This window comes from Shouchella tritolerans, assembly GCF_025770735.1.
Taxonomy (GTDB): Bacteria; Bacillota; Bacilli; order Bacillales; family Bacillaceae_D; genus Shouchella; species Shouchella tritolerans.
In genome coordinates, this window is the sequence record NZ_JAODPB010000001.1 from 65,058 (window position 1) to 81,594 (window position 16,537).

16 protein-coding genes are annotated in these 16,537 nt (G+C 43.9%); 9 read left to right on the forward strand and 7 right to left on the reverse strand.

The window, feature by feature from the left end; genetic code table 11:
- Window positions 1-44: 44 nt before the first annotated feature.
- A complete protein-coding gene (locus N6H06_RS00330) occupies window positions 45-497 on the reverse strand; it encodes a hypothetical protein (RefSeq protein ID WP_263705376.1) in 453 nt (150 codons plus the stop codon).
- 216 nt (window positions 498-713) lie between these two features.
- Between N6H06_RS00330 and N6H06_RS00335 the strand changes: the two genes are divergently transcribed.
- Window positions 714-1,517 (forward strand): sulfite exporter TauE/SafE family protein, encoded by an 804-nt coding sequence (locus N6H06_RS00335; protein WP_213028864.1) that lies wholly within the window; start codon window positions 714-716, stop codon window positions 1,515-1,517.
- Window positions 1,518-1,650: 133 nt separating this feature from the next.
- Here N6H06_RS00335 and N6H06_RS00340 read toward each other — a convergent pair whose 3' ends face one another.
- The gene (locus tag N6H06_RS00340; RefSeq protein WP_035205729.1) at window positions 1,651-1,836 is read right to left on the reverse strand and encodes a hypothetical protein; all 186 of its coding nucleotides are present in this window, start codon (window positions 1,834-1,836) and stop codon (window positions 1,651-1,653) included.
- A gap of 527 nt (window positions 1,837-2,363) precedes the next feature.
- On the opposite strand from N6H06_RS00340, the gene N6H06_RS00345 reads away from it, so the two are divergent.
- Genes N6H06_RS00345 through N6H06_RS00365 form a run of 5 tightly spaced genes read left to right on the forward strand, consistent with a single transcriptional unit; the run spans window position 2,364 to window position 7,933 of the window.
- The gene (locus tag N6H06_RS00345; protein WP_153020506.1) at window positions 2,364-4,025 is read left to right on the forward strand and encodes an ABC transporter substrate-binding protein; all 1,662 of its coding nucleotides are present in this window, start codon (window positions 2,364-2,366) and stop codon (window positions 4,023-4,025) included.
- Between the two features lie 54 nt (window positions 4,026-4,079).
- Window positions 4,080-5,036: an ABC transporter permease gene (locus tag N6H06_RS00350; RefSeq protein WP_213028863.1), complete on the forward strand. Its 957-nt coding sequence runs from the start codon at window positions 4,080-4,082 to the stop codon at window positions 5,034-5,036.
- Window positions 5,037-5,049: 13 nt separating this feature from the next.
- The gene (gene opp4C, locus N6H06_RS00355) at window positions 5,050-5,979 is read left to right on the forward strand and encodes an oligopeptide ABC transporter permease (protein ID WP_062744686.1); all 930 of its coding nucleotides are present in this window, start codon (window positions 5,050-5,052) and stop codon (window positions 5,977-5,979) included.
- Between the two features lie 5 nt (window positions 5,980-5,984).
- Window positions 5,985-6,965, forward strand: coding sequence for an ABC transporter ATP-binding protein (locus tag N6H06_RS00360; protein WP_062744688.1), 981 nt, complete (start codon window positions 5,985-5,987; stop codon window positions 6,963-6,965).
- Window positions 6,962-7,933 (forward strand): ABC transporter ATP-binding protein, encoded by a 972-nt coding sequence (locus N6H06_RS00365; protein ID WP_062744690.1) that lies wholly within the window; start codon window positions 6,962-6,964, stop codon window positions 7,931-7,933. Before N6H06_RS00360 ends, N6H06_RS00365 begins: the two co-directional genes overlap by 4 nt.
- 73 nt (window positions 7,934-8,006) lie before the next feature.
- Here the strand turns inward: N6H06_RS00365 and N6H06_RS00370 are convergent, their stop codons facing one another.
- Together N6H06_RS00370 and N6H06_RS00375 are read right to left on the reverse strand one after the other, a co-directional pair.
- Window positions 8,007-9,818, reverse strand: a complete 1,812-nt coding sequence (locus N6H06_RS00370; protein ID WP_263705377.1) for a YhgE/Pip domain-containing protein — start codon at window positions 9,816-9,818, stop codon at window positions 8,007-8,009.
- Window positions 9,815-11,875: an efflux RND transporter permease subunit gene (locus N6H06_RS00375; RefSeq protein WP_263705378.1), complete on the reverse strand. Its 2,061-nt coding sequence runs from the start codon at window positions 11,873-11,875 to the stop codon at window positions 9,815-9,817. The genes N6H06_RS00370 and N6H06_RS00375 overlap by 4 nt, the downstream gene beginning before the upstream one ends.
- 152 nt (window positions 11,876-12,027) lie before the next feature.
- Here N6H06_RS00375 and N6H06_RS00380 point away from each other — a divergent pair, with 152 nt between their 5' ends.
- Window positions 12,028-12,609: a TetR/AcrR family transcriptional regulator gene (locus N6H06_RS00380; RefSeq protein ID WP_062744696.1), complete on the forward strand. Its 582-nt coding sequence runs from the start codon at window positions 12,028-12,030 to the stop codon at window positions 12,607-12,609.
- Window positions 12,610-12,828: 219 nt separating this feature from the next.
- On the opposite strand, the gene N6H06_RS00385 is transcribed toward N6H06_RS00380, so the two are convergent.
- On the reverse strand, window positions 12,829-13,290 hold the full coding sequence (locus N6H06_RS00385) for a hypothetical protein (protein WP_263705379.1): 462 nt from the start codon (window positions 13,288-13,290) through the stop codon (window positions 12,829-12,831).
- A gap of 330 nt (window positions 13,291-13,620) precedes the next feature.
- On the opposite strand from N6H06_RS00385, the gene N6H06_RS00390 reads away from it, so the two are divergent.
- Both N6H06_RS00390 and N6H06_RS00395 read left to right on the forward strand, forming a co-directional pair.
- Window positions 13,621-14,244: a CGNR zinc finger domain-containing protein gene (locus N6H06_RS00390; protein WP_062744700.1), complete on the forward strand. Its 624-nt coding sequence runs from the start codon at window positions 13,621-13,623 to the stop codon at window positions 14,242-14,244.
- A 94-nt stretch (window positions 14,245-14,338) separates the two neighbouring features.
- Window positions 14,339-14,770 (forward strand): DUF1801 domain-containing protein, encoded by a 432-nt coding sequence (locus tag N6H06_RS00395; RefSeq protein WP_062744701.1) that lies wholly within the window; start codon window positions 14,339-14,341, stop codon window positions 14,768-14,770.
- Window positions 14,771-14,891: 121 nt separating this feature from the next.
- Here N6H06_RS00395 and N6H06_RS00400 read toward each other — a convergent pair whose 3' ends face one another.
- Both N6H06_RS00400 and N6H06_RS00405 read right to left on the reverse strand, forming a co-directional pair.
- Window positions 14,892-15,923, reverse strand: coding sequence for a DUF4179 domain-containing protein (locus N6H06_RS00400; RefSeq protein WP_263705380.1), 1,032 nt, complete (start codon window positions 15,921-15,923; stop codon window positions 14,892-14,894).
- Window positions 15,907-16,446, reverse strand: a complete 540-nt coding sequence (locus N6H06_RS00405; RefSeq protein WP_263705381.1) for a sigma-70 family RNA polymerase sigma factor — start codon at window positions 16,444-16,446, stop codon at window positions 15,907-15,909. Before N6H06_RS00405 ends, N6H06_RS00400 begins: the two co-directional genes overlap by 17 nt.
- Between the last annotated feature and the right edge of the window lie 91 nt (window positions 16,447-16,537).

Below are 16,537 nucleotides of genomic sequence, written 5' to 3' on the forward strand. Positions count from 1 at the left end.
GAATAAAAAGAAATTATTAAAACCCTCGCAACCTACCCCTCCAATTACCATAGCGTTATTTGCCAAAACTCCCTATCTGCTAACACAAGGTCATAAGGTGTTTCTATATCGGTCCAGTCAACAGTTTTCGTTCTCGAAATAGGCTTATCCTCTTGCCCGTTCACACTAGTAAAATACTCGATTATACGGCTCGTATGGATAGCCGCTTCTAAATAATCGTACAAGATCGTTAAGCATTTTTCTTCGACTGGCTTATTTGTGCATTCTCCTTTTAGTGGAATGGCATTATCATACGCAGCTACTTGATGCTTAAACGAAAAGTGTTGGGAATAGGTAAAGCGCTTTTTCCGTTCATTATCGTAATTTCTTTCAAAAAACAGATGAGTAAAATCGAGTTTATCTTTAAATATGTGGGGCTTATCCTTTGAAATAGGTTTTTGGCCGTAACCACCTTGTGGCAATTTCAGCGGAGAAGCGATGTATATGTATTGAGTCATAAAGATCTCCTTGTTAGCCATTTTTTAATTTAGTAGATTTGATAACCGCTATCTGATGAAATTCTTAAAAAGTTGCTGCAACGGTTATGGATCTACGTTAATCTAATAGTAAGTCATTTCAACATTGGCTGTTCGCCAACGTCATTCCGGGGATCTGGAAGTGGCTTTTTTCTTTTATATTAGTATACAGACTTACTCGTGAAAGTAGGGTGTGCGGTGCTCATTTCGATCATTCTTTATTCATTAATCGGGATTTTGATTGGCATACTTTCAAGTTTATTTGGCTTTGGGGGAGGGTTTGTAGTTGTCCCTGTATTGGTTGCATTCTTGCCTGACTCCATTCCACCAGATTATTTGATGCATACGGCTGTGGGCACTTCTCTTGCTGTAATGATCATTAACTCGTTCAATTCCACGTTCAACCACGCGAAAAAAGGCAATGTGAAGTGGTTTGTTTTTAGAGGGATGGTTTTCTATATTGCCATCGGTTCTTTAATAGGAGGAGTTAGTGCCGTTTATATCAATAGCGATTTTCTAAGGTTTGCCTTTATCGGTTTATTGTTGTACGTCATTGTAAGCAATCTATTTAAAAAAACATTTACTGCCCATGTGGAGGACCAAGATTTTCGGATGCCAAGTCGGAAATCAAGGGGACCAGTAGGTGTTGTCATCGGGTTGATATCAACGATGTTGGGTGTTGGCGGCAGTGTCATGACAATTCCTTATTTAAGAAAGCAAGGGATGCGGATGTTGAATGCGGTTGCCCTTGCTACACCGCTAGGCTTGCCGATTGCGATTGTGGGGGCCTTCACTTTTTTAATCACAGGTTTGCAAATAGAGGGGATGCCTGGCTCCACGCTTGGCTTTATCTTTATTCCGGCTTTGTGTGGATTTACAATCGGTGGGTTTATTGGCGTACCGTTGGGGCGGTCGTGGGCGCAAAAGATCCCCGATGCTGTCTATTCCAAAGTGTACTTAATCTTACTGATCATTGTCGTCATCATGATGATGTTAGAATAGCGTAAACGTGCCGCCTTTAAGAAAGGATATACTCTTAAAGGCGGTTTGTCTGTATATAAAGCACGGTAGGGGTATAAAGGGAGAGACCATACATATGACTGTTTGGCGTGAGTGCGGTTTCATTTATCAGCGCCTAAATAACAAAAGCAATAATCACAACGACGATAACAGAAATCGGCACAATTAAAAAATAGAGCCACGTAAAGGTCTTTAAGCTTTTTTCGCTGCTGTATGAAGAATCGGTGGATTTCATAGCGAATAACGATACAATTAAACCAATTAAACAAATCAATCCAATAATGATATAGAGCGCAATCATGCTGATCCCCCTAGTCGGTCATTTCAGTAAACGTTCTATAGTGGCTAACGATTTTACCGTACCATATTAGAGTGCCGTTTGGAATAAATCCGCTGTTTTTGTTCATGTAGAATTGTTCAAAATACCCTCTTATTTAGCCACTTAGGGGTTTTACCAAGCGGTCCTCCTTAAAGGATCATCACGCCATTCTCTAAAATCCCTATCTCCTACGTTGTTAAGGAAATAGTCCTATCCTCTTCTCTATCGACATAAACATGGTTTTAAGGGGGATTCCTATCTCCATTTTACAAGTTGATCGTTCGTGTTTGCAGGCGAGATTATTTAATTGAATTTTCTTTTTATTCATAGGGAGTGATAGAAAATGGGTATACTTATAAAATTGGGTTGACTTATAGGAATTATATGTTTTAATAAGACTTAGTTTACGTTGAAAAATTCGTGAAGGAGGAGTTCGATTGGTTTTAAGACAAAAATGGCTCTACCCTGGTTTTCTTACAGTGGCATTGTTAGGCGCTTGCAATACGGAGATGGGCGCAGATGATTCAACCCGTTCTTTAGAGGAGAACGACGAAAACCAAGAGGAATCAACGGTTGTAGAAGATGTAAAGGTAAAAGCGGCTGATCCATCCTCCTCACCTGCATTAGCAAGCAATCGAGGGAATACGGTTGTTGTCGGTTTACAGGAGCCAGGAGGCATCTTTACGCCGCATTTTAATACAAGTGGCTATGATGGAAATGTGCAAGCTGTCATGTTCCCTCCCCTTGTTGACATAAATGAAAAGGGGGAGCCATTCGGGAGGCTTGCAGAGGATTGGGACATCTCGGAAGATGAATTAACCTATACATATTATTTACGGGATGACCTAAAATTTGATGACGGCTCGCCTCTTACTGCAAATGATGTGGCTTTTACGGTAACGCTTTTGTTTGATCCTGATTATCCAGGAACAACGGATTTGACAGAAACCAACTTGGTTGGCGGCCTTGAATATAAGGAAGGCGATGCTGACAGCATTGCCGGCATTCATGTAATTGACGATCAAACGATTGAATTTCAGCTAGAAGAACCAAATGCACGAGCGTTGACTATGCTTGGCGGCACTGTGCTTAGTGAAAAATATTATGGAGAGAAATACGAAAAAGGCGACTTGGATTATATGAGTGACTATCATTTAAAACCACTTGGGGCAGGTCCGTTTAAATTTGAGGCGTACCATCCTGGAGAAGAGATTCGGTTCTCGGCCAATGAGCATTATTATAACGGCAAACCAGACGTCGATACATTTGTGTACCGAACGACTGAAGGGGACTCGCAACAATTTTTCCAAACTGGGGAATTGGATTACAGCGGTTTTGTCGCTACGAAAGATAATTTTGAACTGTTGGAGTCAATGGAGTTTGCCAATATTGATCTGTATACTTCGTCGAATTACAGTTATATCGCCTTTAACCATGAGTCCGAGGTGTTTAAAGATCCGAATGTTCGGATTGCTTTTAATTTGGGGCTAGATCGGCAAGCGTACATTGACGCTCGGTTTCAAGGATACGCACAGCTAGCCAATGTCCCGGTGTCGCCTATTTCTTGGGCCTATACAGACGAAGTAGAGGCGTTTCCATATGATCCTGAAGAAGCGAAGCGGCTTCTAGACGAGGCGGGATGGAAGGAAGGACCTGACGGCATAAGAGAAAAAGACGGGCAGAAGTTAACGGTCTATTTCTTTACAACGGATGGCAGTGGCAGCAATGACATTTTCGTGACGCTTGCGCAAGAAAACTATAAAGACATTGGCGTCGATTTTCAAATTGAACAAATGGATTTTAATGCGTTGCTGGCGCGTGTTGACAACGGCGATCATGATCTCGTGTCTTTCTCGACAACGATGCAGCCAGATCCACATATCGGCGTGCAAGCATTTCATTCAAGCCATACTGGCAATACATTTAGAGGGTACAAAAATGAGGAAATTGATCGTTTAATTGAAGCTTCCGTAGCTGTAAGTGATCTTGATGCTAGGGCGGAAGCCTACCATGAGCTTTATGAAAAGTTAAAAGAAGATCCCCCTATCATTCTGCTCAATTACAACAAATCCCTTGCGGCAACCAATGCACGTGTAGAAGGGTTTGAACCGAATGGGTTTCGAGGCATTAGCTTGAGTTTAGAAAACTTGCGGGTGGTAGACACACCTTAAAAAGAGGGGTGTCTATCCCCCTCTTTTTAACGTTTCTGGCAAGGAGGGGTGGCATTGGGGAATTATTTTATAAAACGGCTATTGTACTTAATACCAACGTTAATTGGGGCATCGATCTTGATCTTCTTTTTATATTCCATGATCCCTGGCAATTTTATTGACTCTGATCCGAATTTGACTGCTGAACGAAAAGCAGAGTTATACGCGCTGTATGGGTTTGACCAACCGACAATTGTTCGTTATTTTGTGTGGGTTGGAAACCTGTTGAAAGGGGATCTAGGCTATTCGCTTCAATTCCAGCGTCCTGTCAGTGAGGTGCTTGGAAATTACATATGGAGCTCTTTTATTGTCGCCGGGGCGTCGCTCATTCTTACATGGGGGATCGCTTTAATTGTTGGCGTTGTTTCCGCGACCAAACAGTACTCTTTCTATGATGCGGCCGTTACTGTTCTTGTTTTTGCGGCGATGGCCACGCCGTCCTTTTTTCTCGGCTTGATTGTGATTAAAATTTTTGCAGTGGATTTCGGCTGGTTTCCTGCCGGTGGAATGACGACGTCCGGCGTTGAGTACAGTGGATTTGCTTATATTAAAGACGTATTAGAACATATGATCTTGCCGGTCCTTGTGCTCACGATGCTCGGGATTGGCGGGTTAACGCGGTACTTTCGCACCAATATGCTAGAGGTGATTAAACAGGATTTCATTCGTACAGCCCGTGCGAAAGGGTTAAGAGAAAAAGTGGTTGTTTATAAACATGCATTAAGAAATGCACTGCTTCCTGCGATCACGTTGTTTGCGTTTGAGTTACCTGCACTTTTTAGCGGCGCCATTATTACAGAACAAATTTTTAACTGGCCAGGGATAGGGGCGATTTACATGCAAGCTTTTTCCGTCAGGGATTATCCGCTCTTAATGGGATTTACGATGTTTATCGCTGTCCTGACGGTGATTAGCAATTTAATCGCCGATTTGCTTTATGGAGTCGCCGATCCCCGCGTCCGTGTTAAGTAGGAAGGAGGACAGCATGGAACAGCAACCAAATATTCGCTCAACGACTCCTCTTCCTAAAGGCAGCAGTAAGAGGTCGTCGCTATGGAAAGAAGTGGGCAGGCGATTTATTAAGAAGAAAATGGCGTTGTTTGGCTTAATTGTCCTAATCATTGTTTTTTTATTTAGCTTTGTCGGTCCGTTTTTTTCTCCTTACACGACAGTTGGGACGAATACGCAGGCGATTCATCAGGCTCCTAGTCTTTCTCATTGGTTAGGAACCGATCATTTAGGCCGCGATGTGCTGACGCGTTTGATGTTGGCTGGGCGCATTTCGCTGACAGTCGGACTTGGCGCCATGGCACTGGCAGTGACGATTGGCGGCATTCTAGGGATTTTGGCTGGTTATTACAGAGGGATTGTCGATCAAGTCATTATGAGACTAGCAGATGTGTTAATGACACTGCCTGGCTTGCCGTTGTTGTTTATTATGGCGGCTGTTATGTCAGAGTGGCGGGTGCCGGCGGAACAACGGCTCTATATCGTCATGGTGATGTTAAGCCTCGTAAATTGGCCAGGCTTGGCACGCCTCGTGCGAAGTCAAGTACTCAGCTTAAGGGAACGGGAATTTATGCAAGCAACAGACGCGCTAGGTTTAAGAGACAGAAGAAAAGTGTTTAACCACTTGCTGCCGAATGTAGTGCCCTTATTAATCGTAACAGCGACGTTAAGTGTAGGTGGAGCGATCTTAAGTGAATCGGTGCTTAGTTTTTTCGGTTTAGGTGTCGTTCCCCCTACTGCTTCTTGGGGGAATATGATTAACACAGCGAATACGCTAATCGATTTTACAAACAGGCCTTGGCTCTGGGTTCCTCCTGGGTTAGCTATTTTTATCACAGTCATAGCTGTAAACCTCCTAGGCGACGGGCTTCGTGATGCGATTGATCCAAATATGAAAAGCAGGTGAGGGGTATGGTTAAGCCAATACTGCAAGTAAGCAATTTGCGCACGTATTTTCAAACAGACGAAGGCACTGTAAAAGCCGTTGATGATATAAGTTTTTCTGTAAAACAAGGAGAAACCGTTTGTCTTGTAGGTGAATCAGGATGTGGGAAGAGTGTGACAGCGATGTCAATTATGGGATTGCTTCAAGGCCAAGCTTCTGTAACAGGGAGGATTGAGTTGGCTGGAAACGAATTAACAAAGCTGTCTAAGGGCGAGATGAGGCGGTTGCGTGGCAACGAATTGGCCATGATCTTCCAAGAACCGATGACTTCGTTAAATCCTGTCTTGACGATTGGTGAACAAATGACAGAAGTCTTATTAGAACATAAATCGATCTCAAAGAAACAGGCAAAGGTGAAAGCACTTGAACTCATCAAGCGAGTCGGGATTGGGCGAGAAGAGCAAGTGCTGAAATCGTATCCACATCAAATGAGTGGCGGCATGCTGCAACGAATTATGATTGCGATTGCCCTCGCATGTGAGCCAAAAATGCTGATTGCCGATGAACCAACAACGGCACTCGATGTCACGATCCAAGCGCAAATTCTTGAATTGTTAAAACAGCTGAAAGACAGGCAAGGGATGTCAATGTTGTTAATTACTCATGATTTAGGGGTTGTCGCGGAAGTCGCCGATTATGTTGTTGTGATGTATGCCGGTAAAATCATCGAACAAGGATCGGTAGACGAGATTTTCTTTAACCCGAAGCACCCATATACAAAAGGGTTGCTCCAAGCGAAACCTGTCATCGGGCAAAGGAAAAAGAAACTTTATACCATCCCAGGGCAAGTTCCGCCTTTAATTGATTTGAAGCCCTCTTGCTACTTTGCTGATCGTTGCGATCATTGCATGGACATATGCCTCGATCAAGCACCCTCCCTCATCAATGATGGCGATCAGAAGGATCATCGCGTAGCTTGCTGGTTATACGAGAAGGTGGCGCAATGACAAACAAGCCAGTCGTCATGGAAGTGAATCGATTAAAGAAGTACTATGAGACAAAAGCTCCTTTTTTTAATCGCCAATCAGAGCTTGTAAAAGCTGTCGATGATGTTAGTTTCGTCATCCATGAAGGAGAAACGTTTGGCTTGGTCGGTGAGTCAGGGAGCGGCAAGAGCACAATTGGGAAATCGATTCTTAACTTGCAGCCGTTATCAGCAGGAGAAGTCGTTTATAGAGGAAAAAACCTCCATCGTTTAAGCAAAGAAGAAATGAGAAAGTTAAGGCCCCATATTCAGTTTGTGTTTCAAGATCCATTCAGTTCGTTAAATCCCCGTTTACGGATTGGCGATGCTTTAGCAGAACCGTTATTGGATCATGGCCTCGCGACGAAAAAAACGGTCAGGCAAAAAGTATTGGAAACAATGGAACTTTGTGGACTGCCGTCCTACCATGTGAATAAATTCCCACATGAATTTAGTGGTGGGCAACGCCAGCGGATTGGCATCGCCCGTGCAGTCATTATGGAGCCTGATTTTATTGTAGCCGATGAGCCCGTTTCAGCATTAGACGTATCCATTCAAGCACAAATCATTAATTTGTTTAAAGAACTTCAAGAAAAGAAAAAGTTGGCATTTCTATTTATATCACATGATTTAAGCGTTGTTGAACATCTATGTTCGCGTATTGGTGTGCTCTACTTAGGGACAATGATGGAGCTGGCAAGCAGAGACCGGTTATATGAGAACCCATTGCATCCATACACAAAAGCATTGCTATCTGCTTTGCCTGTACCTGACCCTACCTACAAAAAAGAGAGAATTCTTTTAAAAGGCGACATACCAAATCCAGCATCGCCGCCAGCTGGTTGCAAATTTCATACGAGGTGTCCTATAGCAAAAGATCGTTGTAAGAAGGAAGTGCCCGCTTTTAGGGAAGCAGAGCAAGGCCATTTCGTTGCTTGCCATTTCGTTTAAATAGCGAGTACGCCAACACAAGGAACACCGGCCAGCCCTTTTTGTACAGAAGGCTGGCCGGTGTTCGTGGTCTTTAGTCCCCTAAGCCAAACAGCTGCAAAAAGCGTTGCCATAAGCTCAAGTTATCTTCGTTGTTGTCTTCTTCCGTTTGCGTTTCCTCAGGCAATGTTAGGCGCTCCGTTTGAAAGACGAATTGGACGTTTTCAATAACGTCGTTGTTTTCTGGAGAGACGAAGGAAACAGGTTTGAAATCGGACTTGTCATACTGGGAAAGCATGTCGTCGATTTCGGCTTGCATTTGTTCTGGTATGTCTGCTGTTGCTTCCTCCAGCTCTTCGGCGCCATGATGGATTTCCTCCATTCCGGACGACAATTCCGTCGACCCTTCTGCCGTTTCACCAATGCCCTCATGAATGTGGGCATACGAGTCGTTTAATTGGGAAACGCCGCCGGTATAGTCAACCAACCCTTGGTGAAACTGGCTATATTGGCTGGCTACTTCGTCGATGCCTTCACTTAATTGGGCAAAGCCTTCGCCCATGTCGATCGTCCCTAACGCTTCCTGGAGCGAGCTGGCGAGCTCATCGATTCCAGCAGCGATATCCTCTAAGCCCGCTTTGCTTTCTTCTAAAACAGGCTGGACGGCGTCAAGGCCTTCTTTTACAGCTGCATAGGTGCCTTTTATTTCTTGCCCCGCTTGATAGTAAGCAACTAATTGGGCGAGTGTTTCTGAGTTAGGATTGCTTTCATAGAGCGTTTGGATGTCTTCTTCTGTTAAATCGCTCTCAGGGATGGACTCAACCGCTGCTTTCAAGGCTCCATAGGCTTCGCCGTAATGGGTGCCTAGCTCTCCTAAACCGGCCGCTACTTCGTTTATGCCCGCTGATAGTTCGTCAAAAGCTGCAAATAAGCTGTCATCTAACGCAAAGTCAGTTTCTGGCGCGCTTGCTTCGCTTAAGGAGCTGCTCAGTTCCTTTAAACCAGCCTCAATGTCGCTCGAAGCTTGGACAAGCTCGTCGCCAGAAAGAGCCAATTCCTCGCTGCCAGCTTGATAATCGCTTGAACCATCCTCTAATTGGCTGAGGCCATCTGCGAGTTCATCAATCCCTTTCTTGATTTCACCCATCCCCGTTGCCAGCGCTCCAATTGCGCTAGTCAGCGTGCCCATTTCCTCTTCCAGTTCCCCCGCGTCAGGGGCTTCGACTGCCATAGAAGCAGGCAATGCCGATATTTCGATGCCATTAAACTCAAATTGCTCCACATCGGCAGAGAGGTGGAAGGAGGCGTTTTCTTCAGGCATGACTGTAAAAGCCGCTTGTTTGTCTTTGCCTACATTGGCGATGGTGGCGTCTGGCGCTGTTATGTTGTGAAACACATCGCTTTGCAGTGGTACAGACAGTTGCAGCAAATAATTTTCAAAAAAGGACGTGTCAGCTTCTTCGTTCTGTTTGACCTCTATGGCGATTTCAACCAACCCGCTTTGCCCGATCAACTCTTGTGGGTTGATGGATTGGCCGTCCAATGAGTAAGAGATGGCAAATGTCCAAGGCAGCTCGGTTTGTGCTGGCAAATTGCCTTGGTAATAAAACATGCCGGCAGGAGCGGTTATTTGCCATGCATCCTCGGATTGCTCGATGGGTGATAAGTCTGTTAAGTTAATGACTTGTTCGTATCCGCCAAAATCGGTGATGTCCCCTTCCGCGGCGACATCAAAGCCATTTACCACGTAAATATCCTTTAAGGAACCGTTAGCAAGCAAATTGGCGTAAACGACTTCGTCTTTGGCAGCAACTTCCCCGTTTCCATTTGCCTCTGCTTGAAAAGAAATAGAAGGGATGCAGAGTGCAGCGATCGCACATGCAGTTGCTGTTTTTTTCAATGTCATAATGAGTCCTCCTCCTTGTAAAAGTTGGCCCGATGCGTCGTTTTTTCGATCAAGCGGTCGGCGATTAAAAGAAAAGCCGGAAGGAATAAAATGACCAATAGGAAGGCGAGTGCAGCCCCCCTGCCGAGCAATAAGCCAATCGATGAAACAGTTGGGTTGCTTGACGTAAACCATAAAATGAACCCAACACTTGATAAAATCGACGCGGAAACGGCAATCGGAAATAACTTTTCATCAAGCGCCTGTTTCATCGCAGCAAAGGACGGCATCGTTCGGCGGTGGTGTTTATACGTTTCCATCAGCAAAATTGCATAATCAATCGTTGCAGCCAGCTGGACGGTGCTGACGATCAAATAGCCGACAAACACGAGTGGATCATTGGTGAAATAAGGTACCGACAGGTTGATCCAGACGGCTGCCTGAATGGTGAGTAATAAAATAATCGGTATCGAAACCGACCGGAACATCAACATAAGAACAACGGCAATCGTGATGATCGTCACGATGTTGACGAGTTGGTTGTCTTTGCTAATGGTTTCCTTCATATCGTATAGCGTCGCGCTTTCTCCTAATGTATAAAACGTATCGCCGTAATAGCTTTGCGCAATTTCACGCGTCTGTTCCACAAGCGCAAATGGAATGTCCCCCTCGACACCGGCAGATGTATAGACAGTAATGCGGCTATAGTTTTCCGAATGGAAATCCCTCGTCAATTCATCATCAACAAAATCAGAAGGGATGGCTGTTCCGACCATGTTGGCATAGGCAAGCACCGATTCGACATAGGGAATCTGTTCCAACTCCTGGACAAGCTTTTCTTCTTTGGCGATGTCATCGTTAGGGACGAGCAGGACAATTGGCGTTGATTGCCCGAACGTTTCTTCGACTCGTTTCGCATCGCCGCCAGCGCGTGTCTGTTCAGGCAAGTCCCCAAGCCCATATAAAAACGTGGTGCTGCTTTGTGCCAAAAAACTTGGAACGAGCAGCAGGAGGACAATCACGAGAGCAGGAATTCGCAGCTTAAGCAGCTTGGCTCCGCTGCCCTTGAAGCTTGGCATCAAGCTTCGATGTTTCGTTTTTTCGATCCACTTGTAAAAAGTCAGCGTTAGCGCAGGCAAAAACACGACAACGGATATAAAGCTGAACACAATTCCCTTTACGAGGTTAAATCCTAAGTCGACGCCAATCCCGAAATCCATCAGCATCAGCGACATAAATCCAAAAAATGTCGTCAATGCACTGACAAAGATAACCGGCAACGATTTTCGCAGCGCCTTTGCCATCGCTTCTTTCGGCGATTGATGTTGGTCAAGCTCGTCTGAAAAGGTATGTAAAAGAAAGATCGCGTAATCAAGGGAAACAGCGAGCTGCAAAATAGGCGCCACCGCTTGTGTCACAAACGAAACTTCCCCTAAAAAAATGTTCGTTCCTAAATTGATGAGGACGGAAACGCCGATCGCCGTTAGGAAAAACAATGGCTCTACCCACGATTTAGTCGATAACACCAAAATAATGATGATAATCGGAACAAGCAACGCTGCGGCATAAAGGGACTCAGAACCAGTCATATTTTGGGATGTGGCTGTGTTTACCGCTTCCCCTGTAACGGCGTTTTCTTCGCCAATCAATGAATAAATCGCATCTGTCGCCGCTACTTCGGCGCCGCTGTCAATTGTTACCGAAAAAAGCGCGTCACGATCTTTGTAATACGTTTCAATCAATCCAGAGTCAGCCATTTCGAGTGGAATCCGAATATCAAACACATCATCGAGCCATGATACGTCGCTTACGCCATCAATGCCTGCCAGTTGCTCTTTATAACGAATCGCTTCTTGCATGGAGACATTATGAATAAGCACATTGGTATTCGGCATCGTTGAACGGAACTCTTCTTCCATTAACGCCAGGCCTTCGGTGGAAGGCGCATCATCTGGCAAGTAATCGACCATATTGTAGTTGGTCGATACAAAAAACTGGGCTACCGCTGCGAAAAGCGCAGTGATGGCAAATAAAAGGATAATGCCTTTTTTATGCTTTAGGATGGTATCGACGAACAAGCGCGTATCACCTCTTTATTGACAATCGTTTCAATGCATTTCATATTATAACGACACAGTGTTGGGCAAACAACAAACAGTCGGTTATAATCTGTTGTGAATCCAACATATTTTCCTTGTTTGTTGGCTAACGCAAAAAAGGTGGGAAGAAGATGGCTGAAAAGATCGATCGAAGAAAGAAATATACAAAAATGGTATTAAAAGAAAGCTTGGTTGATTTGCTGAAAGAAAAACCAATTGCCTCTGTCACTGTTAAAGAATTATGCGAGCTGGCCGATATTAACCGCTCTACATTTTACAGCCACTATGCCGACCCTTATGACTTGCTTGCTACGATCAGTGAAGAAGTGATGCTCGATATGGACCATCATTTGAACCAGTACCATTGTGGCAAAGAAGAAGAAGCTTTGCATATGACAGAAAAGATTATGGAGTATATCGCCGACCGGAGCGATATTTGCCAAGTGCTGTTAAGTGGGCACGGTGATCCGACATTTAAAAAGCGGATTATGGAGCTAGCTAAAAAATATATATTAGAAAGGTGGATCGATCAGTATAAATGGCGGGAACAACTCTCCCCCTATATCCCGTTGATGGCTGTGAGCGGAGCGATCGATGCGATTGAAAGCTGGTTGGTAGGAGGAAAAAAAGAAAGCCCAGCAGAAATGGCGGTATTGGTCTACCAATTCACAAACCACGGCTTAGCAGGGCTTCGGAAAGCGAGCCAAACGTAGCACCACTGGCTTGTCAGTTGGGGCAATTTTTCTGTTTGTTCCCGTCAGCCTGCTGTATTCGGTGGCGAGCGAGCGTGCTGTCTGGTTGCTTCGTATGGCTCGGGAGCATCTGAATGGGAAAACAAGCAAAGGGCATACACAGGAAAGCCTGCCTAAAAACTAGGCAGGCTTTGCCATGGAATCGTATAAAAAAACAGAGTACCGATACTCGTGTCAAAGCTACACTTTGACTCCTTTTAGCATTTGTCGAATCGCTCCAAGATGATAGGCTGAATGGGCGAGAGAAGCTAACACTTCATGGGCCGTTTGTTCATTCCATTCTCTCGCGTCTATCGATTGCAAAAGTGTTACGTATTCATTTTGCAACCCTTCCTGAATTTGGCTCCATTGTTGTTCATTTACTGAATGAATGTTCCAACTCTTTTCCCAATCCATTTCTGGTTGTTTCCCTTTTTCCAAGATTTCATTGGTTCCCCACATATAATAGCGAATGTGGTCCGTATGTGCAGCCAATGTTGTTCCATAAACGGATCGGGAAGCTTGGTCGCAAGACATCCCTTCTAGTACACCGAAAATTCCCGAATTCGGTTCAGAATCTGTGAACCAACTCCCTTTTGCTTCTGGTCCTTCAAATGTTTCCTTTATTAACGTTTTAACTGAGTTCCTTACTATTTCGCTCATGTTTAGCCCTCCATAAATGTTTGTTATGCATCCACACAACTGCCAATTGGAATACCAACTGTGTTCAGGTCAAAAAAAATCGATTGGCAACACCTCTATTCGTGTTCTAACCACTTTCCAATTTGCTTTTTCTAAGACGAGGTAAGTTTAATCCAAGTTTTTGTAGCGAGTTTCGAGTGAAATTACGTACATTGTTCATATGTACATAACCCTCTATAATTACTTTGATGGTTATATTATCGGTTGGTTGATTCTAACTGTCAATAGCTTTTATAATGGTTATGAGAGAAAATTCAATTGTTATTTTATGGGAAAACAAGGAGAAGGCATATGTCTGGTATAAAGAAAGATGTACACGAGCATGAATTGCTGGGCGGACGTTTGTGTTTGGATTTTGCGAATACAGTAAGTTGGCACGATAGCAGTGAGAAATCTCAGGAGTTGCTGACGAGTTATGAAAGATTAGTAAACTGGAGTTTGCATGCCAATATTCTTAAGAAACAGCAAGCGCTTTCGCTGCTAAAAAAAGCAGAAAATCAACCTTTTAAGGCTAAAGAAGTTCTCCAACAAGCGATTGAGCTGCGGGAATCGATTTACGGTATTTTTAGTCTTGTATCGAACAATGAAATGCCAGACGCTAACGATCTTTCTATTTTGAATAAAGCCTTAGGCCATGCCTACGGAAGAATGCAAGTAGTACCTAGTGGGACTACATTTTCATTGGAATTTTTAAACGGTGAAGATCCATTAGATGGAATGCTTCCGCCGATTGTTAAGTCTGCTATAGACGTTCTTGTTTCTGAAAAAGAACGAAGCAGGGTGAAAAAGTGTGAAGGGGACCCGTGTGGTTGGCTGTTTTTAGATACAAGCCGCAACCGTAGCAGACGTTGGTGTTCAATGGCAGACTGCGGGAACCGTGCAAAAGCAAAGCGATTTTATCATAATAGAAAATAACAACACTCCACAAAGGAGTGTATTCGTTTCCTAAAGACTGGAGAGGTCCACAGCAAAAAAACGAGCCACATATAAACAAAAAGGGTGAAGGCAAATGAAGAAGGCTAAAACAATTGAAACCAATGCTAGCGTCCATGAATTTATTGAAAGTGTTGAAAGCCCGTCGAAACGGGAAGATGCATACAAGCTTCTTACGATTTTCTCGGAAACGACAGGTTATGAAGCAAAAATGTGGGGGCCGAGCATTATTGGATTTGGTTCTTACCATTATGTGTACAAATCCGGGCATGAAGGGGATGCGCCACTCGTTGGTTTTTCGCCAAGGAAAGCAAAAATCAGTTTATATGTTGCTTGCGAGGAAACGAAAAAACAACAATTGCTTAAGGACTTAGGAAAACATACGACCGGAAAAGCGTGCGTGTATATTAATAAAGTAGCTGATATTGATATAGAGGTTTTGAAGTCGTTGATTGAAGAAACAGTCCAATTTATAAAAACAACCTATCCAGATCGCCAAGAGCAGTGATGCTGTGTTAAGTGGAAAAATGATGCTATAAAGAACATGGCAGTCCTATGCGCAAATTAATTACGCACTAGAACTGCCACTGCCCTTCCAGTCTGATATTTCTGCTGTTTCTAAAAAAGTACTATGGAATCTCGATTTCAAATGGTTCAAACGTAATATTGTAAGGTTCGATGGCGACTTCTTCGTGAGTTTCCTCCATGTGTTCGTCAGTTTCCCCTATACGGTCTGGCGTGATGAGGACTGGGGTGACGATCACTTTTTGGACGGATGGATCTAGCGGATCAAACATTTTCGCCCCTTCGATGGTCCAGACACCATCTTCAAACTGTCCATTAACACCGCCAGAATAAGAAGGAATCGTATTGCCATCTTGGTCAACAAGTTCAAACTCCAAATCGTATATAGGCAAGGAAAGGTCTGTTAATTCTCCTGCTTGAGAAGCGGAGAACGTTAAGCTTGTTGAAGATTGGCTTAAAGACAACGATTCGACGTGTAGTTCGATGCCTTCGGCTTGTTGGCTATTGTTAACGGCAATTTGATTGCTATCAAGCTGGTCTACTCTTTCTGAAAAATAATACGTATCCCCGTTATCATTTTCTAAAATGAGACCGAGTTCAAATGAGTCAGAATCAACCTCTTTCGCCTCAAATTCATAAATGTGTTTTTGTTCATTGGCGCTGATTTGCTGCGTTTCTTTGCTTGCTGAAAATGCTGAAGAAGGCTTGTCGTTTATGACTGGTTGTAAGGTGAAATTGTAATCTTCTTCAGTAAGCGCTTCGTCAGATTGGACAGTAAATCCTACGGAGATACGAGTTTGGTCATACAAAAGCTCTTCTAATGTGACGGCTACTCCATTAATGGTCTGTGTTTCATCTAATCCCTTTGTCAATCCTTGTTCACTTGCCTGGTTAAGTCGCTCGTCCCCTGAAACGCTAAAGACAGAGCCTATCACTGGAATCTGGGAAAGGCTATTGGCCAATGCAGGAGAAAAGTAAGCTGAGCCAAAAAGAAGCGCGACTGCAGCGGCTGAAGCGCCAAGGCTGTAAGCCCATGGTTTCCAACTTGTCTTTTTCGCTTTTTCTGCCTTCAGAATCCCTTGGCGAATAGCGTGCTCAACTTCTTGTTTGATCTGTTTATCAAATGATGGTTCCATGCAAACGTTCGCTCCTCTCATAATAGGCTTTCAATCGTTTTCTCCCTCGAAGCAGGTAGGATTTGATTGTTGATTGTGGTTTTTTCATAATGCCGGCAATCTCTTTGATCGGGAGATCGTGGTAATAGTGCAGGATAATGGCCGACTGGTATTTTGGATCGAGATCGAGAATCCCGGCTGATAACGTTGAAGCATTTGCTGGTGCTTCTTGGTTGCCTTCTAACTTTTTAAATAGATCCGTGTCTTCAAAGGGGATCATTTTCTTTTGCTTTTGCAGCAGTTGATAGCATTCGCGAATGAGAATTTTTGTTACCCAAGTCATAAAGTATTGGGGATGGTTCAATTTGTGAATCGATAAGTATGCTTTGCAGCTAGCCTCTTGAATGGCGTCAAGGGCATCATTATGTTGGTTGGTGTATTTCATTGCTGTATAGTAAAGCTTTTCATAATGAGCCATTAACAAAGATTCAAAAGCGGCTACATTGCCGCTAATGGCTTTTCTTGCGAGCTCTTCGTCCGTCATAGGTTGTGCCTCCTTTCTACTACTTAGAGGGCGTTTTGCGGTCAAAAGGTTGCACTTTCAAGAAAATCTTGATTTAGAGCCAGAAATAAAG

Bases quoted from the DNA above. Each gene is read 5' to 3' on its own strand.
- N6H06_RS00365 (WP_062744690.1), top strand. From the start codon at position 6,962: ATGACAAACAAGCCAGTCGTCATGGAAGTGAATCGATTAAAGAAGTAC.
- N6H06_RS00330 (WP_263705376.1), bottom strand. From the start codon at position 497: ATGACTCAATACATATACATCGCTTCTCCGCTGAAATTGCCACAAGGT.
- N6H06_RS00395 (WP_062744701.1), top strand. From the start codon at position 14,339: ATGAAGAAGGCTAAAACAATTGAAACCAATGCTAGCGTCCATGAATTT.
- N6H06_RS00360 (WP_062744688.1), top strand. From the start codon at position 5,985: ATGGTTAAGCCAATACTGCAAGTAAGCAATTTGCGCACGTATTTTCAA.
- N6H06_RS00390 (WP_062744700.1), top strand. From the start codon at position 13,621: ATGTCTGGTATAAAGAAAGATGTACACGAGCATGAATTGCTGGGCGGA.
- N6H06_RS00400 (WP_263705380.1), bottom strand. From the start codon at position 15,923: ATGGAACCATCATTTGATAAACAGATCAAACAAGAAGTTGAGCACGCT.
- N6H06_RS00405 (WP_263705381.1), bottom strand. From the start codon at position 16,446: ATGACGGACGAAGAGCTCGCAAGAAAAGCCATTAGCGGCAATGTAGCC.
- N6H06_RS00345 (WP_153020506.1), top strand. From the start codon at position 2,364: ATGGGCGCAGATGATTCAACCCGTTCTTTAGAGGAGAACGACGAAAAC.
- N6H06_RS00340 (WP_035205729.1), bottom strand. From the start codon at position 1,836: ATGATTGCGCTCTATATCATTATTGGATTGATTTGTTTAATTGGTTTA.
- N6H06_RS00370 (WP_263705377.1), bottom strand. From the start codon at position 9,818: ATGACATTGAAAAAAACAGCAACTGCATGTGCGATCGCTGCACTCTGC.
- opp4C (WP_062744686.1), top strand. From the start codon at position 5,050: ATGGAACAGCAACCAAATATTCGCTCAACGACTCCTCTTCCTAAAGGC.
- N6H06_RS00385 (WP_263705379.1), bottom strand. From the start codon at position 13,290: ATGAGCGAAATAGTAAGGAACTCAGTTAAAACGTTAATAAAGGAAACA.
- N6H06_RS00380 (WP_062744696.1), top strand. From the start codon at position 12,028: ATGGCTGAAAAGATCGATCGAAGAAAGAAATATACAAAAATGGTATTA.